Genomic DNA, 18,978 nt, shown 5'->3' with positions numbered 1-18,978 from the left:
CGGAGCGCCTTTTGGACCTGAACAAAGGTCATCAGGCGCTCCGCATGGGTGTTTACACAGGTATTTACAGGGACGAAGACGACGAGGAAGCGCTCCATGAGGAAGAAGCGCTGTCGCTCGACATCATGGACGAGTCATCCGACATCAGACTGTCGCTGCTGGCCGACAGGCTTGCGGAACTGGAGGCGGCGTAACACGACTCAGCGACGCCCCGGTTGGTGGACTGGTCGGGATAGCCCTGAACCGAGGAACAACTGCTGGAGCTGGCGCCCATATCCGAAGGCGGCGTCATCGAATCCGTGGTCTGCGCAGAGGATAAGAGGGGCGCAAAAGCGACGGCCGTGACGAAGGCCGCCGCCGTCAACGCCGGCGCGATCCTGGCGAGGTTTGACATGATGGAAGTCCTTTTTTTCTGAAACCCGGCGCCGACAGAACGCCGACGCCGCGAGTCGCATCATGCCGACGCGCGCGTAAGTATTCCCGCCCCATTTGCGCCAGCGCCGCAAAGATCGGGCAAACCCCTATTGGGCCGTAAATGCGCCCTTCCTGAGCCTATCGCATTGGATTTTTATCTCCGTCCCGGTAAGCCTCAACCATCGCGCCATGTCTTGACCATCGCGCCATGTCTTGCGCGTCTATCCGCGTCATCGTCTCAGCTAAAGAGGGTCGCCGCCTGTTCAGCGGCGGCGCAGATTGCCGTCATGCGCCACGGAGCGCCGCTCGATTACTTTTCCCATGTCTACGGCCCCGTCGCGCGGTCGATGCAGGCGCTCGGCTGGACCTATGCGGCGATCTGCATTGGCGTCTGCCTCGTCATTATCGGCCTCCTGACCGCGGCCATGATGCGGCGACGCGGCGGCGACGACGGCGTCGTGGCCGAAAGCGCCGCCGCCCTGAAATGGGTGATGATCGGCAGCGGCGTCTCCACGCTGATCCTGTTCGGCATGGCGATCTACGCCTTTATCGCCCTGCGCGCCGTCGCCGCGCCCGCCAGAGCGCCGCTCACCATCGCCGTCACGGGTTATGACTGGTGGTGGAAGGCCGATTATGGCGACGCCGTCGTCGCCAATGAGTTGCATATCCCCACCGGGGTTCCCGTAAACATCGACCTGCGCAGCGCCGACGTCATTCACGCCTTCTGGGTTCCGCAACTTGCGGGCAAGACGCAGATGATTCCCGGCGTCACGACCCATCAATGGCTTCAGGCCGATAAGCCCGGCGTCTATCGCGGCCAATGCACGCAGTTCTGCGGCGCGCAGCACGCCCATATGGCGTTCGAGGTCGTGGCGCAAAATCCCACCGACTACCGCGCCTGGCTGGCGTCACAGGCGGCGCCCGCCGCCGCGCCGTCATCGGCGCTGGCGCAAACGGGCCAGCAGTATTTCCTCAGCCATTGCGGCGGCTGTCATACGGTGCGCGGCACTCAGGCCAGAGGCGAGCACGCGCCCGATCTGACCCACCTGATGTCGCGGCGCGAACTGGCTGCGGGCCTGATGCCCAATACGCCCGATAACCTCCTCAACTGGGTCGAACACGCGCAAGATCTCAAACCGGGCACGCGCATGCCGTCCTTCGATCTGACGCCTGATCAGCGCAACGCCTTACGCGCCTATCTGGCGGGGCTGTCATGACGGAACAACGCATCCCCCATATTGGCCGCATCGCGCCCGGTTCCGAGGATGAAAAGCGCCTGTGCGAGATCTGGGAAACCGGCCCCGGCCTGAAGGGCTGGCTCGGCACGGTCGATCACAAGGAGATCGGCCTGCGCTACATCATCACCGCTTTCGCCTTCCTCATTCTGGGCGGCGTCGAAGCGCTGATCATGCGCCTGCAACTGGCGCGGCCCGATGCGGGCCTCGTTTCACCCGACGCCTATAACCAGCTTTTTTCGATGCACGGCGTCACCATGATCTTCCTCTACGCCCTGCCGGTCCTGTCGGGCTTCTCCAACTATCTGTGGCCGCTGATGCTGGGGACGCGCGACATGGCGTTCCCGCGCCTGAACGCCCTGTCATACTGGCTGTTCCTGGCTGCGGGCCTGTTCCTGTACGCTGGGTTCGCCTTTGGCCATGGCGCGAATGCGGGCTGGTTCAACTATGTGCCGGTCTCCGGCCCGATCTTCGATCCGGGACCGAATATCGACATCTATGCGCTGGGCATGGTGCTGCTCGGCATTTCAACCACGGTCGGCGCCGCCAATTTCGTCGTCACCCTGTTTCGCCTGCGCGCGCCCGGCATGTCGCTCAATCGCGTGCCGATCATCGTGTGGGGCACGCTGACCGCCTCCGTCGCCAATCTGATCGTCATCCCCTCGGTCAGCCTGACCTTCTTTCTTTTGTGGCTTGACCGGAATCTGGGAACGCACTTTTTCGATACCGGCGCAGGCGGTCAGGCGCTGTTGTGGCAGCACCTGTTCTGGGTGTTCGGCCATCCGTGGGTCTATGTCGTCGTCCTGCCCGCCATGGGCATCGTCTCGGACGCTCTGCCGACCTTCTGCCGTCGGCCGCTGGTCGGCTATTCCGCCGTCGCCATGTCCACGGTCGCGACCATGATCATCGGCTTTGAGGTCTGGATCCACCACATGTTCGCCACCGGTCTGCCGCCCCTGGTGCTGGCCTTTTTCGGCGCCGCCTCGCTGATCATAGCTATTCCCTCGGCCATCACCGTCTTCTGCTGGATCGCGACCATCTGGGCAGGCAGACCGCAATTCAAAGTCCCGTTCCTGTTCTTCGCTTCGTTTGTGCTGCTGTTCGTGATCGGCGGGGTGTCGGGCGTGATGACGGCGGCGGTGTCGCTCGACTGGCAGCTTAACGAGACCTATTTTGTCGTCGCCCACCTGCACTATGTCCTGCTCGGCATCAATGTCTTTCCGGTGATCGGCGGCGTCTATTACTGGTTCCCCAAATGGACCGGTCGCAAGACAAACGAAGTGCTGGGTCGCTGGGCGTTCGCCGTCTTATTCACCGGCTTCAACCTCGCCTTCTTCCCGATGCACATCTTAGGCGTTCTGGGCATGCCGCGCCGCATCTACACCTATGCGCCCGGCATGGGGTGGAGCCTGTTGAATCTGCTCGTGACCCTCGGCGCCTTTCTGTTCGCCATTGGCATAGTAATCTTCCTGATCGACCTTCTGATCAGCGCCCGGCGCGGCGAAGCGGCAGGCGACAATCCGTGGGACGCCGCCTCGCTGGAATGGAGCGTCTCCTCGCCGCCGCCCGCCTACAATTTCCGCGTCATCCCGATCATCGCCAGCGGCCACCCCCTATGGGAGGACCGCCTGAACCAGAGCGAGCAACGCAGCAAGCTGCACGAAGGCTTCACCCTGCTTGAGGGCCGCGAGACGCTTGGAACCTCGCCGCTCGATTCCGAGCCAAACGCCATATTGCGCATGCCCGGCGATCATCTCGCCCCGTTCGCCCTGAGCCTGACCGCAACGGCCTTCTTCGCCGCCCTGGCCCTGCACGGCTGGTTGTGGGCGGGGCTGGCCCTTGCCGCCAGCGCAGCGACGCTGATCTGGTGGTTCTGGCCGCCCAGAGCGAATGCGCCTTCCCATAAGGAGGCCGCGCGTGTCTGAGCGCCTCGTCCTCGACAAGCCCTTGCCCGTCGGCAATACCGGCCCGCGTCACACCGGACTGTGGGGCCTTTGGACTCTCATCCTCACAGAAGGCTCGCTCTTCGGCTACCTGATCGTGTCCTATCTCTATCTCGGCGTCGCCAGCGGCCAGACCTGGCCTCCCCATGGCCCGCCCGACCTGCTTAAGCCCGGGATCAGCACAAGCATCCTGCTCGCCTCATCCGGCGTGATGATGCTGGTGGAACATAACCTGAAGCGCGCCCGCATCCGATCGGCCCTGGCCTTTCTGGCCTTAACCATTCTGATGGGCGCCGTCTTCGTCGCCATGCAGATGCACGAATGGGCCCATAAGGGCTACGGCCCGTGGACGCATCTTTACGGCTCGCTCTACTTCATCATCACCGGCTTCCATATGGCGCACGTTATCGCCGGCCTGATCGTGCTGGCGACCCTGTTCGTCTGGATCCTCACAGGACGCGTCCGCCCTGACGGTTCCAAACCCGTCACCATCGGCGGCCTCTACTGGCATTTCGTTGACGCCGTCTGGATCGTTGTCTTCTCCACCCTTTATCTGGCCCCGCACCTTCATGGCTGAGACACGCACGCAAGCTGAAGACCCCCGCCATCCCGCGCCGCATCGTCGCCGCGTCGCCGGGTGGCGCAACTATGCCGGTCTGATCCTCGCGCCCGGCGCCTGGTCGGCCTATATGCTGTTCGCCTTCGGCATGGCCGATCTCGGCTGCGGCGCGATCGTCGGCGTGACGATCTGGACCAGCCTCGCCGGCGTTATCAGCCTCCTGACCGGACTCTACGGCGGCTATATCGCCCACACCGTCTGGAAGCGCACCCGGCATGAGGCCGAAGGCGATCCTGCGGAGGCCATCGACGTGGGCGAAGGCCGCGCGCGTTTCTTCGGCATGGTCGGCATGATCGCCAGCGGTATCTTCGTCGCCGCCAGCCTGATCGTGCTCGCCGCCAGCGTGGTGATGCCGCCATGCTGAAGCTGATCATCGCCACAGCCGCATGCGCGGCCCTTTGCTCAAGCGTCGCCCACGCCGACATCGCGCGCGGCGCCTATATCGCGCGCGCCGCCGACTGCGCCTCCTGCCATACGAACGCCAGCAACGGTAAGGATCTTGGCCCCATGTACACAGGCGGCAGGGCCATGAAGACGCCGCTCGGAACCATCTTCTCCACCAATATCACCCCCGACAAGGCGACCGGCATCGGCGCTTACAGTCTGAAGGATTTCGACCGGGCGGTGCGCGACGGCGTGGCGAAGGACGGCCACCACCTCTACCCGGCCATGCCCTATCCCTCCTTCGCGCGCATGAGCGACGCCGACATCAAAGACCTCTACGACTACTTCCTGCATGGGGTTAAGCCCGTCAAAAGCGATCCGCCGAAGACCCATCTGCCCTTCCCGTTCAATATGCGCTGGGCCATCATGTTCTGGAACTGGCTGTTCAAGCCGCATCATCGTTTCCAGCCCGATCCAAAACACGACGCGGTCTGGAATCGCGGCGCCTATCTGGTCGAGGGCCCCGGCCACTGCGGCGCCTGCCACAGCCCGCGCGGCCTCGCCTATCAGGAGCGCGGGACCAGGGCCAGCGACCGGCTGTTCCTGACCGGCGGCACGCAGGAATACTGGCATGCCCCGAGTTTGCGCGGCAATGTTCGCACCGGCCTTGGAAGCTGGACCGAATCCGGTCTGATGCAGTTCTTCAGGACTGGCCACGCCCAGGGCCGCGCCGCCTTTGGCGCCATGTCCGAAGTCGTGGAAAAATCCACCCAGTATCTCAACGACGCAGACCGGCTGGCGGTGGCGCGTTATTTAAAATCGCTCGCATCCGGGCCGCAAGCTTTCGCCGCTCCACCCTATCACACGCAGGATCAGCAGGAATGGCCGGGCGCGGGCCTGTTCGCCCAGGACTGCGCGGGCTGTCATGGCGACCGCGGTCAGGGCAAGGACGCGCCGGCTCTGGCGGGCAATCCCGCGGTGATGAGCCAGGATCCCTCCTCGGTGATCCATATGGTCCTGAAGGGCGGTCACACGCCCCAGACCGGCGGCGAAGCCAAAATCATGCCGGGCTTCGAGACGCAATTGACCGATCAGGAAGTCGCCCGCGTCGCCACCTATGTGCGTCAGGGCTGGGGCAATCAGGCCCCTTCGGTCAGCGCGGGCAAGGTTCGGGCGATCCGTCAGAAGATTCACGACGAGCCGCTGTGGGTGAAGCCGCACCGCACAGCAGACGCAGCAGCACGATAAGCACCGCCAGAAGACTCATCATCACCCCCGGCAGCCACAGGATCAGACCGCCGAGCCGCTGATCGGTCAGCGCGTCCAGCCCCGTCGCCCGTCCGCACAGCGCATAGACCGGGTAGAGATCGCTGTTGGCGCTCATCAAAAGCAGGCCGAGGGCGATCTGCGTCGGCGCCACCGCCAGAGCCATCAGCATGCGCGTCAGCGGTCGCCGCGAAGCGTTCAGCACGCTGGCCCAGAACATCACGCCATTGAGCGCGATGCTGACATTCATAATGGCGTAAAGCCGCGCATCCAGCATCGCCGCGACATGCACCGGCGGGATCAGCCAAAAAATGATGAGGGCGCTGAACAGCACAGGCGCGACCACCGGGTGGTTGAGCGCCCGCACGAAGCGCGGCGGCGTCCATCCCATGGTCTGCAACGGAACCGCCAGCGCGATCAGCATGGGCGCGACATGATGCAGGATCAGATGCTGCAGGCGATGCACGAAAAAGGCGTGTTCTGAAAAGTAGTCGAGCCCGCTTTGCAGCCCGAACCACATCAGGGCGAGTCCAGCCCAGAACAAGCCCTGCCGCCACGCGCCGGGGGGCCTCTCACCCGCGCCCCTGGCGTAAACAACCGCCGCCGCCAGAAACAGCGGCGGCGCCCACCACAGGCGCTCCCAGGGCGTCAGCCAGAAGAAAAAATCAATCATTGATTATTCATCACCGCGCGCACCGCGCGCCGCCAGTCGGCGTCGCTGTCGCCTTCCGGCAGCAAGAAGCGCGCATGGCCTTTCCGGTCGAAGACATAGACGCTGGTGGAGTGAACGGGCGCCATGCCGGACAGCACCGGCCAGGCCGCGCGAAGCCGCCGGGCCAGTCCTTCTGCGCGCGGATCGCTCAGACCTGTCAGAACCGGATTGTCATAAGCGTTCAGGTAAGCGCGCATCACTTGCGGCGGATCGCTCTGCGGCGTTACGCTGACAAACAGGATGCGCACATCCCGGCCTGATGGATCGACTTTGCGCGTCAGCCGGGTCAGACGCGTCAGGACCAAAGGGCACGCGTCGCCGCAGCCGGAATATCCAAAATAAAGCAACACTGTATGGCCAAGAAGCTCATCTTGATTAAGAAGATGAGCCTCATCGTCCCTAAGCGTAAATTCAAGCGGCGGCAGGCGGTGGCTCACGTCGATGGCGGCCCGCGCCGGAACGGCGATCAGCGCCATGAACAGGGCCGCGGCCCAGGGCCCGCCGCCGCGCCTCATGCGCCGTGATAGCCGCCGACCAGCGGCAAAATCTCGCCCGTGATGTAGCTCGACATCTGTTTCGAGGCGAGAAAGACATAGGCGGGCGCCATTTCCTCAGGCTGCGCCGGTCGTTTCATGACCGTCTTGGCGCCGAACTGGGTAATCTTGTCCTCGGTCTGGTCCGCCGGATTGAGCGGCGTCCAGACCGGCCCCGGAGCGACGGCGTTCACCCTTATGCCCTTAGGCGCCAGATGCGTGGCCAAAGACCGCGTAAAGGCGTGAATGCCGCCCTTGGTCATCGAATAGTCGAGCAGAGCCGCATTGCCCAAAAGCCCGGTCACCGAGCCGGTATTGATGATCGCCCCGCCATAGGGCAGATGCGGCGTCGCCGCCTGCGCCATGTGGAAGTAGCCGTAAAGATTGGTGCGCAAAGTCTTATCGAACTGCGCCTCCGACAGGTCTTCAAACTGACCGACATGCTGCTGAAAGGCGGCGTTATTGACCAGAATATCCAGCTTGCCGAAGGCGTCGAGCGTCTTTTCGACGGCGCTGAAACAGAAGGCGCGGTCCGTGACATCGCCTGGAATCAGCAGACATTTTCGACCCTCGGCCGCGACCAGACGCTGGGTTTCCTGCGCGTCCTCATCTTCACATTCATAGACAATGGCGACATCGGCGCCTTCGCGCGCGAACAGGATCGCCACCGAACGACCAATGCCGGAATCGGCGCCGGTGATCAGCGCCGCACAGTCCTGCAACTTGCCCGAACCCTTGTAAAACGGCGCGTCGCAATAGGGTTGCAGCTCCAGATCGGCCTCAAGGCCGGGCTTGGCCAGATGCTGTCCGGGCATGGGCGGCTCAGGATAGAGCCGCGCGCCCGCCTGCATCGCGCCCTCGACCTTACGCGCCGCATCATGGCGTTCGGCCTTCTCCGCCTCCTTCTGAATATCACGCGCGGCCTCAGCCGCCTGATCGCCTCTGGTGTCTGCGTCGAGCATCGTTCCGTCTCCATATCTTGATCTGCCCGCCGTCTGTCTGGTCTCAGTTATGATTTTCCGTAAGCCTCCGGCGCATCGGAGCGCGGATCGGTTCGCCCGTATTCGCCGCGCTCATCATGGCCCTGGCCTGACGGAGCGGACGGCGCGACGCGCGCCTTGACCGTCTGGCCGCTTTCATCGCCGGGAGGTTGCGCAGGGGCGCCGACATCCGCTTCGGGCGGCCCTTCAAGGCTTGACTCGGCGTCTTTATCAGGCCGTTGCGCCGCGCGCGTCGCCGACCCGCCGGACTGGACGCGATCTTCAGGCTTCGGCCCGGAATTGACAGCGCGGCCTTGCGGGGTAAGGGAATCAACGTGGTCTGTCGGCATGATGGTTCTCCCAAAGCCTCAAGCATGAAGTCGGCGGCCTCAATATTCAAAGCGCGCCGCGCCTTCCTGAATAAGGATTGGACAAGCTTCGGCCGCCTGTGCGCCTTCAGGCGAGCTCGTGACGCATAGCCGCGCCGGAGTCCTCATCCAGCGTACAATGCAGGGCGCGGAAAATGTCTCGCCAGGGCTCCCCGTCCGGCGACAGGCGCTCAAGACGATCGATATAGACGCGAATGCTCGTCGCTTCGCGGTGGTTCTGCACATGGTCGATGTGGCGCAGCACCTGTTCACGATAATCTCCGAACAGGCGCATGCGATCGGGCGCGCTGCGCGCCTGACTTAATTGCCGGGCCAGCTCCGAGAGCTGCAAGCGGCATGATTGCGGCATTTGCACGGTAAAAACCTCCGTTTTTATTGATTTTTTTGAGGCTTTCACCTTAACAGCCCCGAGGTAAGAATGCCGCCTGATGACCCTGCAATTTTGTTAGAAAGCTGCAAATTCGGTCCGCCGTCCTAAGCCTGACCTCGTTCATCCTGACCCTGATTTGATATCGGGGGCGGCAAATCCCGGTTTTAACCTTACGCGCATTTCGCCAATCTGCCGGACGTTCCATCAACGACGTCCCACCAAAAGGAGGCCGCAATGACGCATCCAATTAAAGATGACACCAGGCCAGCGTCGGGGCCCGCGCCGGGCCCGGCGAATGACCCGATCACAGGCCCGGTGATCCTGCCGCAAAGCGGCGACGAAACGGCGAGCGAAGACGACAGCCCGGAGAGCGACGATGGCGAAGATTCATAATGTCCCCGCCCCCTCGCAGTACGGCAAGATCTGGCGTTACGCGGCCATATCCTTCCTGATCATCGTCGCCGCCGCGATCCTATACTGGATCGGCGAAGGCATGGCGGCGCACCCGACGCAAAGCGATACCACACAAGGCGCCATCAACGCGTCGCGCGGCCCCGCACAGCCGACAATCAATTAGTCCGCCCAGGCGATCGTACTCATCAGCCCGCGCGTGCCGTCGCGCGTATCCAGACGCGTGTGCTGCACCACGACCGGTGCGCTCGATGTCAGCACACTGGCGAAGTCGGTTCCTGGCGGGATGGGTTCCGGGTCACGAAAATCATTAAAGCGCAGGTGATGCGTCCGTTGCGCCGGAACCGTAAAGCGATATGGTCCCGCCGGTTCGCGATCCTTGAAAAAGACGCGGATTTCGATATCGGCGTCCTCTTCGCCTGCGTTCAGCACGCAGCACGCCTCATGGCTGATGGCCGGACGCGGCTTTTCTTGATTGTCCGGCGGAATATAGCCTTCGGCTATGGCCCAATGCGTCTTGCCGATCATGAAACCTCTCCTTTGCTCATCGCGGCCAGCAGCAGCTCCGGAAGGGTCTGGTGCTGACGCTGGCTGAAATGCGTGATCTGGTGACGGCAGCTAAAGCCGTCGGCGGCGATCAGATGATCGTCGGGCGTCTGATCGAGATGTTTGAGCAGCCCCTGTCTGGCGATCGCCTCTGATACCGGATATTTCTGCGTCTCGTATCCGAAAGCCCCCGCCATGCCGCAGCAGCCATCATCGAGCAGAGTCGCCTTCCGCCCCGTAGATTTTAGAAGCTCCATCTCAGCGTCGATGCCGATGACCGATTTGTGGTGGCAGTGGCCATGCACGCAGACATCGCGCTCAAGATAGATCGGCGCATGACCGTGCATCGTCAGATACTGTCCTAAGGTCAGGGCGCGTTCGGACAGGCGTTTGGCGCGCGCATCATCGGGGAAGAAGCTCAACAGCTCGGTCTTGAACACCGACAGGCAGCTCGGTTCGACGCCGACCAGCCAGGTGCGCTCATCCAGCAAGGGCGTCAGGACATCCAGACAGCGCTGCAGATAGGCCCTGGCCGCCTCAAGCCGCCCGTAATCATAAAAGGGTCGCCCACAGCACAGCCCCTTAGGCGAAGCGACGACCTCATGCCCGCTCAGCTCCAGAACCCGCCCCGCCGCCAGCAGGGGCGCGGGCGTGAAATGGTTGTTGAAGCTGTCCATCCACAGGATGACGCGCTTATCGCGATGCTGGCTTGCGCTGCGCCATTGCGCGCGCGCCGTGCGACTGGCGAATTTGGGCAGGTCGCGGTACGGATGTACGCCCGCTACGATCTTGGCGATGGCGGACAGACCTGGCGTCTGAGTGATCAGGTTCATCAGCCACGGCGCCTTCGCCGCCCACGGCGCCCAGACATGCACGAGGCCCATACCATAGCTGGCCAGGGGGCGCGGATGCGATTTAAAATAGTGGTGCAGAAATTCGGCGCGGTAGCTCGCCATATCGACGCTGACCGGGCATTCCTTCTTGCAGGCCTTGCACGACAGGCACAGATCTAGCGCCTCATGCACCGCGTCCGACTGCATGTCATTGCGGATCGGATCGCCTTCCAGCATCTCCTGCAAGAGACGCGAGCGCCCGCGCGTTGAGTGCTTTTCCTCGCGCGTGCCGCGATAGCTCGGACACATGGTTCCGCCCTCATGGCGGCGGCATTCCCCGACGCCGACGCAGCGCATCACCGCGCGCGAAAAGCTGTTTTGGCTTTCCGGAAACTTGAACAGGGTATGGTATTCGGGCTTTTTACGCTCAAATTGCGGGCCATAGCGCAGGTCCGTATCCAAAGGCTTGGGATTGACGATCTTGCCGGGATTCATGCGTCCCAACGGATCCCACAAGCGCTTGAACGCGCCAAACGCCTCAATCAGCGTCTCGCCATACATGATCGGCAATAGCTCGGCGCGCTGGCGCCCATCGCCGTGTTCGCCCGACAGGGTTCCGCCATGTCGCACGACCAGAGCGGCGGCCTCTTCCAGAAACCGGCGATAATTGGCGACCTGTTCGTCCGTATGCAGACCGAAGGTGATGCGTGAGTGGATCAGCCCGTCGCCAAAATGGCCGTACATCGACCCCTTGTAATCATATTTGGCGTAAAGCGCCTTCAACTCACGCATATAGGCGCCCAGCTCGTCCGGGCCGACGGCCGAATCCTCCCAGCCCGGCCAGGTGTCCGCCATGCCCGGCACCCATGCGGTCGAACCGAGCCCCGCCTCGCGCACCTTCCACAGCTTTTCCCGCTCTTCCGGATCGGTGAGAAGGCGCATGTCGACGACGTGCGGGTGACGGCTCATCCTCTGGCGGCAGGCTTCGGCGTGACGCTCGGCCTCGGCTTGCGTATCGCCGCCGAACTGCGCCAGCAGCCAGCCATTGCCCTTGGACAGATATTGCAGATCCTCGACGCGGAAATTCTTGACCTTCATATAGTGCGGCAGGTCCGCATCCATGCCTTCCAGCGCGATCAGACCGTTGGAGTCCTTGGTATGGCGGAACTTCAAAAGGTCCGGCACCGCGTCGGCGGCGTTGGCGACATCGTCAAAACCGATGACCAGCAAGACCTTATGCTTCGGGTCAGGGACCAGTTCCAGCGTCGCCGACAAAATGGTCACGCAGGTCGATTCGGACCCGACCAGGGCGCGCCCGACATGAAAGCCGCGCTCGGGCAAAAGCTCGTCGAGACTATAGCCGGAAACGCGGCGCGGAATGCGCGGATAACGCCGCCGGATCTCGTCGGCATAGGCGTCGCGCAAGGCTTTTAAGCCACGATAGATCTCGCCTTCCCGTCCCGGCATGATCAGCTTCTGCGCCAGCACGTCATCCGGCGTCGTCCCGACGTTAAGACGCACCCCATCATAGGTCAGCACCTCCAGTTCGCGGACATTATCCACGGTCCGGCGCGCATAGAGCGAATGCACGCCGCACGAATTATTGCCCAGCATGCCGCCCAGCGTATTGTGGTTATGCGTCGCAGGATCCGGCCCAAAGGTCAGCCCATGCTGGCCCGCGGCCTTACGTAAATCGTCCAGCACCACGCCCGGCTCGACGCGCGCCAGCCGCGCCTGCGGGTCGATTTCCAAAATGCGGTTGCAGTATTTCGAGGAGTCGATGACGACCGATCCCGCCGAGACGGTTTGCCCAGCCAGCGATGTGCCGCCGCCGCGATGCACCACGCTGGCGCCGTGGCGCGCGCAGATGGCGATGATCTTCACCATCTCGTCCATGCTTTTTGGAATGACGACGCCGCGCGGAACCTCGCGAAAATTGGATGCGTCAGCGGCGTAAAGCGCGCGGTCGCCGCTCGCAAAACGCACCTCGGCGTCAACGGCGTCGCGCAGGTCGTGTTCGAGCGACTGGCTCATGCGGCGAACTCCCGCGCGACGTCTTCGCGCAAGCTGAGCCCATGTCCGGGCCGCGCATCCTGCGCCTGTAAACGGCCGTCCACCACCTCGGGAACGCCGTCGAACAGCAGGGATTCGATGCGGACATGGTCGTGGAAATACTCCATATGCACGCCGCGCATGGCGTGGCACATGGGCGCGACGTGCAGGGCGGGCGCGCAATGCGACGACAGGGGCAGGTGATGCGCCTCGCACAGGGCGTCCGCCTGCAAAAAGCCGCTCAGGCCCAGACAGCGCGTCGCATCGGCCTGCAAAACATCGACCGCGCCGATCAGCAGGCGAAACGCATCCGGCGTAAAGGCGTATTCGCCCGCCGCCACCGCAAGTCCCGCTGGGGCATGCTCGCGCACGAAGGCCAGCCCAGTCGCATCGTCGGACGAGACCGGCTCCTCGAACCAGCGCACGCCCATCTCGCCGAGCCAGTCGGCCCTATAGACCGCCGTGCGCGCATCATAGGCGCCATTGGCGTCCACGAAGAGTTGCTCTTCGTCATGCAAGGCGTCCACCGCCGCTGTGACGCGGCGACGGTCCTCATTCTCATCGCGTCCGATCTTGATTTTGAACAGATCAATGCCCTTGGCGCGCCAGCCTTCGATATCGCGCACAATCTCGTCCGGGCCGGACGTGGTGAAGCCGCCGCTGCCATAGACCGGGATCGCGCCGCGCGCCGCGCCTAAGAGCCGGATCAGCGATACGCCCAGCCGCTTGGCCTTCATATCCCAAAGCGCATGGTCGAGCGCTGATATGGCGCAGGCGGCGATGCCAGGCCGCCCAATATTGCGCACCGCCGCGCTCAAGGCGTGATGCAACGCCGGAATGTCGTCCGCCCGCTGGCCTTGAAGAACCTCTGCCAGTTTCCCGCCAATCAGCGCCGCCGCTTCCGGCGCCGCATAGCTGTAGCCCATACCCGTCTCGCCGTCGGCTTCGACATGGGCCACGACCAGCGTCGTGGACGTCCATTGCGCCGTGCCGTCGCTTTCCGGCGCGTCGGTTGGGACCGTATAGGCGGCGGCCCGCACGGCGCTTATGGCGCCGTTGTGTGTTCTCCGAGCCGTATCCGGCATCAGATCAGCTCCCGCACCTTATCCTTGAACACGGTCTTGATGATGTCCCCGCGCATCTGCGTGCCCTTGGCGAGCGCTTCCGTGAATTTCGTCATCTCATCGAACGTCACCATCGGCGGCAGAGGCGGCTCATTCGGATCGACCACGGCTTCAATCAGCACCGGGCCGGGCTCAGCCAGCGCCGCATCGAGCTGCGCCCCGCAGCGCGCCGGGTCTTCGATGCGGATCGCCTTGCCGCCGCAGGCCTCGGCGACCTTGCAGAAGTCAATCGGATGCAGCTCGCATTCATATTCGGGATTGCCGAGCATCACCATCTGCTCCCATTTGATCTGGCCGAGCGCATTGTTCTTGATCAGCAAAATCTTGATGGGCAGGTTATATTTGACCGCCGTAGCGAACTCGGCCATCAGCATGGAGAAGCCGCCGTCGCCGACAATGGCGACGACCTGACGGCCCGGATGGGCGACCTGGGCTGCTATCGCATAGGGCAGACCGCTGGCCATGGTCGCCAGATTGCCGGACAGGGTGCAGTGCTGCCCATAACGGAAGGGCAGATAGCGTGCATACCAGGTCGCGATGGTGCCGGAATCGGATATGAAGATCGCATCGTCCGCCAGCCGCTTGCCCAGCTCATAGGCGACGACCTGCGGCTTCATCGGCAGACTCTCGACCGTCCCGCGCGTTTCGAGAAGCTCAAGCCATTCCTTTTTGCGCTTCTGGCCGGTTTGCAGGAAATGGCGGTTCTTACTGGCCTCAAGGCGCGGCAGGAGATGCTCAAGGCAGGCCTTGGCGTAGCCGACGAGACCAACCTCCGCCGGATAGCGCAGACCGATGCGCGCGCCGTCGAGATCGATCTGCACGCATTTGGCCTGACCGGGCTTGGGGTAGAATTCGATATAGGGAAAGCTCGAGCCGACGATCAGAAGCGTGTCGCATTCCTCCAGCGCCTGTTGCGACGGCTTTGTGCCCAGAAGCCCAACCCCGCCGAGGCAGTAATCGGACGCGTCCGGCACCGATGCCTTGCCGAGCAGCGGCTTGACGATCACGGCGCCCAATCGGTCGGCGACCTCCTCGACCAGAGGCCCGGCGCCAATCGCCCCGGCGCCGCTCATAATGACGATCTTCTTGCCTGCATTGAGGATATCGGCGGCCTTTTGCAGATCGTCCTCGTGCGGCAGACCGGCGCGGAAGGCGGGCATGTCCGAGACATGGTGCATGACATTGCGCTTTGAGCGCACATCCTTCTTGACCGGCTCGGACTGCATGTCGACCGGCATGGTGACGTGCGCGACGCCGCGTCGCGTCAGCGCTGTGCGGCAGGCCAGTTCGACAACGTTCTCGGTGTGCGCCGGCCCCATGATGCGGCAATTATAGACGCAGACATCCATATAGAGCTTGTCCAGCTCGACATCCTGCTGCGTATGGGTGTGCAGAAGGTCATGAAACTGCATGCCGGTTATGGCGATGACCGGCGCCCCGTCCAGCTTGGCGTCATAAAGCCCGTTGAGCAGGTGAATGCCGCCCGGACCGGAGGTGGCGATGCAGGCGCCCAGACGTCCGGTCGTCTTGGCGTAGGCGCAGGCCATAAAAGCTGCGGCCTCCTCATGGCGCGTCTGGATGAAGCGAATCTCGTCCTTTCGCTTTCGTAAACTTTCGATAATGCCATTGACCCCGTCGCCGGGTATCCCAAAAATCGTGTCGATCCCCCAGTTGATCAGGGTTTGCACCAATGCGTCGCCAGCGGTCTCGGCCATGACGGGGCTCCTTATTTTTCAGGGGATTTTGCTACGGTCCGGCTTAAACCCGCCGCCGTAAAATTTCGATAGGCGCTCAGGGCCTGAAGGTAAGGATCGGTTTAAATCCAGCGGCTGAGCCATTTGGTGAGGCTCCACGCGGTCGAATGGTCGACGGCCTTGTCGTCGAACTGACCGTGGGTGGTGTGCAGACCGGCGGCGGCGGGCGTCATCAGATTGCCCGCGCGCGTCGGTATCGGGGCCGGGCTGGCGTACTGGCCCTCATAGCTCATCTTCGCCATCTTATGGTCCATGAAGCCGGGAAGCACCTTCGTGCCCAGCACCGCTTCGATGGTCGAGGCGCCGACGAAGTATTCGCGTTTGGGATAGCGGGCGGCGTGAACCACGGCGTCGGCGCCGACCTCAGGCTGAAAAATCTTGCCCACCGGCTGCGGCTGGTGCGGCACATGGGTGCGCGCCCAGGAAAACTGCGGCGTGTTCATGGCGGGCATATGCACCATGGAAAGCTTCACGCCGCGATGGTTGTGAATCAGCTCGCAGCGCAAAGAGTCGGTAAAGCCGCGGATCGCCGCCTTGGCGCCGCAATAGGCCGATTGCAGCGGGATCGAGCGATAGGCGAGCGCCGAGCCGACCTGAATGATCGTCCCCTGCCCGCGCGCGATCATCCGTTTCAGCGCCTCCATCGTGCCATAGACGAAACCGAGATAGGTGACCTCGGTGACGCGGCGGAACTCGTCGGGCGTAATGTCGGCGACGCGCGAGAAGATCGTCTCCATGGCGTTATTGACCCAGATGTCGATGGGGCCGAGCTGCGCTTCAAGATCGACTGCGGCCTTGCCCAAAGCCTCGGGGTCAGCGGTGTCCGCCACGGCCCAGACAACCGCGCCCTCGCCGGCCGCCAGCGCCTCGGCTGCGGCGGATTTAAGCCCCTCTTCCGAACGCGCGATCAGGCCGACATGACAGCCTTCGCGCGCAAAGGCGACGGCGATGGCGCGGCCTAAGCCTGCGGATGCGCCGGTGACGACGACAGTTTTACGTTTAAGATCATTAGCTTGCTTTGGCATGACGCAGCTCCTTACAGCGGATAGGTAAGTCCCAAAATCAGACCGAACAGAACCTGGCCCAAAAGGTGAATCAGCGGCGCGCGCGCCCCGTAATGCAGAGCCAGAAAACCCGGCGGCTCGATGCGGCGCGCGGCTTCCGGCCCGTCGTGCGGGCTGGCCATGCGCGGATGAAAGGACGGCAGGGCGGGGAGGACAATGAGCAGCATGACCAGACCCTGCGCCAGGCCCGCCAGCGCGCCGATCCAGCCGTTCGCCCGGTGCAGGCTTTCAAACAGACAGCCATAGCCAAAGGCGAAGACGAAGCCGCCCAGCAAATAGATCACAAACCCGATCGCCTCGGCGTGACGACGATTGCCTGTGAAAAAGGCGCCGAGCAGGAACGGAAAGCTGATGCGCGACAGGCCAAAATGCTGCGTCCCCTCCTGCGCCGCCGCCATGACGCAGGTGGCGATCAGACCCCACAGCAAAAGCCAGTCCATATGATGCAGAACCTGCGCCATCATGCCGCCTCGCTTCCCGATGCGCCGTCGCGCTGATCCCCGTTCTGGCCCCCATTCTGCCCACCCCGCTGACCAGCGCCTTTCTCCAGCATCATGATCGAATTGATCAGGCCGGCATGGGAAAAAGCCTGGGGCATGTTGCCGAGCGGCGCGCCGGTCGCGGCGTCCACCCCTTCGTTGTAGAGACCGACATCATTGGCGAAGCTTAACAGCCGCTCCAGCCGCTGACCGGCCTCGCCAAAGCGCTTCGCGCCCGTCAGGTAATCGACCGCCCAGAAATTGCAGATGACAAAGGCGCCCTCGCCCTTCTGACTGCCGCCAAAGCCCGGCGGATAGCGCAGAATCAGGCCATTCTCCGCCATATCCGCCTGCATCGCCTCCCATGTGGCGGCCATTTTGGGGTCATCGTAGGCGACGTAGCCGGTGCGCGGCAGCAAGAGCAGCGAGGCGTCAAGCGTCGTTTCGCCGAAGACCCCGACATAGCAGCCGCGCGCCTTATCGACGCCTTGCGTCTCAATCGCGTCGCGCAAGGCGTCACGTTCATGCGTATAGTCCTCGACCGGAATATCCAGCCCCATCTGCGCGTGCAGTCGGATCAGGCTGTCGAAGACGTACCAGGCCATGACCTTGGAATAGGTGTAATGGCGGCGCTGATCGCGGATTTCCCAGATGCCGTTATCAGGCTCGCGCCAGGTCTGCTTCACCGCCTCGCCAAAGCCCCGTATCAGGTCGAGCGCGGCGGCTTCGGGACGACCGAACTGGCGCACCCAGATCTCGACCGCCATCATGACCTCGCCATAGACGTCATGCTGCACCTGCCCGGTCAGGGCGTTGCCGACGCGCACAGGCTGCGCGCCGCGATAGCCGCTCAGAGATTTGAGTTTCCTTTCATAGATACGATGCCGTCCAAAGGCGTCGTACATGATCTTCAGACGCGGCCGCGTCGTGTTGGCGGCCAGCATCAGCCAGTCGAAAAAGGCGTCGGCCTCCTTATGCAATCCAATATCCATAAAGGCCGAGAGGGTCAGGCTTGCGTCGCGCGGCCAGCAATAGCGATAGTCCCAGTTCATCCAGCCCTGCGGCTTTTCCGGCAACGAGGTCGTCACGGCGGCCAGCAAGGCGCCCGATTGGGTCGCCGTCATCATGCGTAAGGTGATCGCGCTGCGGATCACCGGCTCGCGGCGCTGGCCGCTGTACTGAATTTGACCGGCCCACCGCTTCCACCAGCCTTCGGTCGCCGTCAGCCGCGCCTCTGCCTCGGCGCCGAGTGGCAGAAGGACGCCGGGTCCGGCGCGCTCATAGGTCAGGGACAGGGTGAAGACCTGGCCTTTGTCGGCGCGCTGACGGCCATGCAGGACGCCGCCATCCTCAAGCGGAAAATCGCTGATCAGGTTGAACAGGGCGTCGCCGTCATTCCAGGCCCAGCCGAGCTTGCCGCGAGGGCGAAAGCGCGCGCGGCGGCGGCCATAATCGGCGCGCAGGTCAAGGGTGACCTCGATCTCCGGCGCGCCGTCGATGACCTCGATGCGGCGCAGCGCCTCGCGCAAGGGCGCCAGTTGCGTTGCATGCCGCGCATCGGGCAGGACTGGCATCGCGTCCGTGATGCGTATGGCGCCGTCATTACTGGTCAGCGTCGTTTCCAGAACGGCGGTGTCCGGGCGGTACTGGCGGGTGGCGTGGGTGAGGCCGCGTACAAAAATCGAGAAAAACCCGCCATTTTCGTCGATAAGTCGGGAAAATACCGCATCGGAAGCGAAATCCGGCAGGCACAGCCAGTCTATCGAGCCGAAGCGCGAAACCATGGCGGCGGCGCGGCAGTCGCCAATCATGGCGTAGTCGCTAAGGTCGGCCTGCGCCTGTAAGTCGGTCCGCCGTGTCATGGCGACCT

At 63.2% G+C, this 18,978-nt stretch carries 20 protein-coding genes; 8 read left to right on the top strand and 12 right to left on the bottom strand.

Going from position 1 to position 18,978, the window contains the following annotated elements; genetic code table 11:
* Positions 1 to 11 precede the first annotated feature (11 nt).
* The 6 genes from ACTHLA_RS09790 (at position 12) to ACTHLA_RS09765 (ending at position 5,843) form a co-directional block, all read left to right on the top strand.
* Entirely contained in the window at positions 12 to 194 is a 183-nt protein-coding gene (locus ACTHLA_RS09790) for a hypothetical protein (protein ID WP_440188081.1), read from the top strand.
* 507 nt (positions 195 to 701) lie between these two features.
* Complete coding sequence (gene coxB / locus ACTHLA_RS09785; RefSeq protein WP_440188079.1) at positions 702 to 1,631, top strand: cytochrome c oxidase subunit II; 930 nt, start codon at positions 702 to 704, stop codon at positions 1,629 to 1,631.
* On the top strand, positions 1,628 to 3,574 hold the full coding sequence (gene ctaD, locus ACTHLA_RS09780) for a cytochrome c oxidase subunit I (protein WP_440188076.1): 1,947 nt from the start codon (positions 1,628 to 1,630) through the stop codon (positions 3,572 to 3,574). The genes coxB and ctaD overlap by 4 nt, the downstream gene beginning before the upstream one ends.
* A complete protein-coding gene (locus tag ACTHLA_RS09775) occupies positions 3,567 to 4,169 on the top strand; it encodes a cytochrome c oxidase subunit 3 (RefSeq protein ID WP_440188073.1) in 603 nt (200 codons plus the stop codon). Before ctaD ends, ACTHLA_RS09775 begins: the two co-directional genes overlap by 8 nt.
* On the top strand, positions 4,162 to 4,575 hold the full coding sequence (locus ACTHLA_RS09770) for a hypothetical protein (protein ID WP_440188070.1): 414 nt from the start codon (positions 4,162 to 4,164) through the stop codon (positions 4,573 to 4,575). The genes ACTHLA_RS09775 and ACTHLA_RS09770 overlap by 8 nt, the downstream gene beginning before the upstream one ends.
* Complete coding sequence (locus ACTHLA_RS09765) at positions 4,569 to 5,843, top strand: c-type cytochrome (RefSeq protein ID WP_440188067.1); 1,275 nt, start codon at positions 4,569 to 4,571, stop codon at positions 5,841 to 5,843. Before ACTHLA_RS09770 ends, ACTHLA_RS09765 begins: the two co-directional genes overlap by 7 nt.
* Here the strand turns inward: ACTHLA_RS09765 and ACTHLA_RS09760 are convergent.
* The 5 genes from ACTHLA_RS09760 to ACTHLA_RS09740 all read right to left on the bottom strand — a co-directional run bounded on the left by ACTHLA_RS09760 (position 5,749) and on the right by ACTHLA_RS09740 (position 8,830).
* Positions 5,749 to 6,534, bottom strand: a complete 786-nt coding sequence (locus ACTHLA_RS09760) for a cytochrome c oxidase assembly protein (RefSeq protein ID WP_440188064.1) — start codon at positions 6,532 to 6,534, stop codon at positions 5,749 to 5,751. The genes ACTHLA_RS09765 and ACTHLA_RS09760 overlap by 95 nt on opposite strands.
* A complete protein-coding gene (locus ACTHLA_RS09755) occupies positions 6,531 to 7,049 on the bottom strand; it encodes an SCO family protein (protein WP_440188062.1) in 519 nt (172 codons plus the stop codon). The genes ACTHLA_RS09760 and ACTHLA_RS09755 overlap by 4 nt, the downstream gene beginning before the upstream one ends.
* Before the next feature lie 35 nt (positions 7,050 to 7,084).
* Positions 7,085 to 8,068, bottom strand: a complete 984-nt coding sequence (locus tag ACTHLA_RS09750; RefSeq protein WP_440188059.1) for an SDR family oxidoreductase — start codon at positions 8,066 to 8,068, stop codon at positions 7,085 to 7,087.
* A gap of 47 nt (positions 8,069 to 8,115) precedes the next feature.
* Entirely contained in the window at positions 8,116 to 8,436 is a 321-nt protein-coding gene (locus ACTHLA_RS09745) for a hypothetical protein (protein ID WP_440188056.1), read from the bottom strand.
* 106 nt (positions 8,437 to 8,542) lie between these two features.
* The gene (locus ACTHLA_RS09740; RefSeq protein WP_440188053.1) at positions 8,543 to 8,830 is read right to left on the bottom strand and encodes a hypothetical protein; all 288 of its coding nucleotides are present in this window, start codon (positions 8,828 to 8,830) and stop codon (positions 8,543 to 8,545) included.
* A gap of 249 nt (positions 8,831 to 9,079) precedes the next feature.
* Between ACTHLA_RS09740 and ACTHLA_RS09735 the strand changes: the two genes are divergently transcribed.
* Positions 9,080 to 9,238: a hypothetical protein gene (locus ACTHLA_RS09735; RefSeq protein WP_440188050.1), complete on the top strand. Its 159-nt coding sequence runs from the start codon at positions 9,080 to 9,082 to the stop codon at positions 9,236 to 9,238.
* Positions 9,222 to 9,422, top strand: coding sequence for a hypothetical protein (locus tag ACTHLA_RS09730; RefSeq protein ID WP_440188047.1), 201 nt, complete (start codon positions 9,222 to 9,224; stop codon positions 9,420 to 9,422). Before ACTHLA_RS09735 ends, ACTHLA_RS09730 begins: the two co-directional genes overlap by 17 nt.
* Here ACTHLA_RS09730 and ACTHLA_RS09725 read toward each other — a convergent pair.
* The 7 genes from ACTHLA_RS09725 to ACTHLA_RS09695 all read right to left on the bottom strand — a co-directional run bounded on the left by ACTHLA_RS09725 (position 9,419) and on the right by ACTHLA_RS09695 (position 18,970).
* Entirely contained in the window at positions 9,419 to 9,784 is a 366-nt protein-coding gene (locus ACTHLA_RS09725) for a sensory rhodopsin transducer (RefSeq protein ID WP_440188044.1), read from the bottom strand. The genes ACTHLA_RS09730 and ACTHLA_RS09725 overlap by 4 nt on opposite strands.
* Positions 9,781 to 12,669 carry an FAD-binding and (Fe-S)-binding domain-containing protein gene (locus ACTHLA_RS09720; RefSeq protein ID WP_440188041.1) on the bottom strand — a complete coding sequence of 963 codons (2,889 nt, stop codon included), beginning with the start codon at positions 12,667 to 12,669 and terminating at the stop codon, positions 9,781 to 9,783. The genes ACTHLA_RS09725 and ACTHLA_RS09720 overlap by 4 nt, the downstream gene beginning before the upstream one ends.
* Positions 12,666 to 13,772, bottom strand: a complete 1,107-nt coding sequence (locus tag ACTHLA_RS09715) for an enolase C-terminal domain-like protein (RefSeq protein ID WP_440188038.1) — start codon at positions 13,770 to 13,772, stop codon at positions 12,666 to 12,668. Before ACTHLA_RS09715 ends, ACTHLA_RS09720 begins: the two co-directional genes overlap by 4 nt.
* Positions 13,772 to 15,526 (bottom strand): thiamine pyrophosphate-dependent enzyme, encoded by a 1,755-nt coding sequence (locus tag ACTHLA_RS09710; RefSeq protein WP_440188035.1) that lies wholly within the window; start codon positions 15,524 to 15,526, stop codon positions 13,772 to 13,774. Before ACTHLA_RS09710 ends, ACTHLA_RS09715 begins: the two co-directional genes overlap by 1 nt.
* Positions 15,527 to 15,627: 101 nt before the next feature.
* Positions 15,628 to 16,590: an SDR family oxidoreductase gene (locus ACTHLA_RS09705; protein WP_440188032.1), complete on the bottom strand. Its 963-nt coding sequence runs from the start codon at positions 16,588 to 16,590 to the stop codon at positions 15,628 to 15,630.
* Between the two features lie 11 nt (positions 16,591 to 16,601).
* A complete protein-coding gene (locus tag ACTHLA_RS09700) occupies positions 16,602 to 17,093 on the bottom strand; it encodes a hypothetical protein (protein ID WP_440188029.1) in 492 nt (163 codons plus the stop codon).
* On the bottom strand, positions 17,090 to 18,970 hold the full coding sequence (locus tag ACTHLA_RS09695; RefSeq protein WP_440188026.1) for a glycoside hydrolase family 15 protein: 1,881 nt from the start codon (positions 18,968 to 18,970) through the stop codon (positions 17,090 to 17,092). Before ACTHLA_RS09695 ends, ACTHLA_RS09700 begins: the two co-directional genes overlap by 4 nt.
* Positions 18,971 to 18,978 lie beyond the last annotated feature (8 nt).

Origin of the sequence: Asticcacaulis sp., assembly GCF_051956075.1 — a bacterium.
Classification (GTDB): domain Bacteria; phylum Pseudomonadota; class Alphaproteobacteria; order Caulobacterales; family Caulobacteraceae; genus Asticcacaulis.
This window is presented reverse-complemented; position numbering and strand designations above follow the sequence as displayed.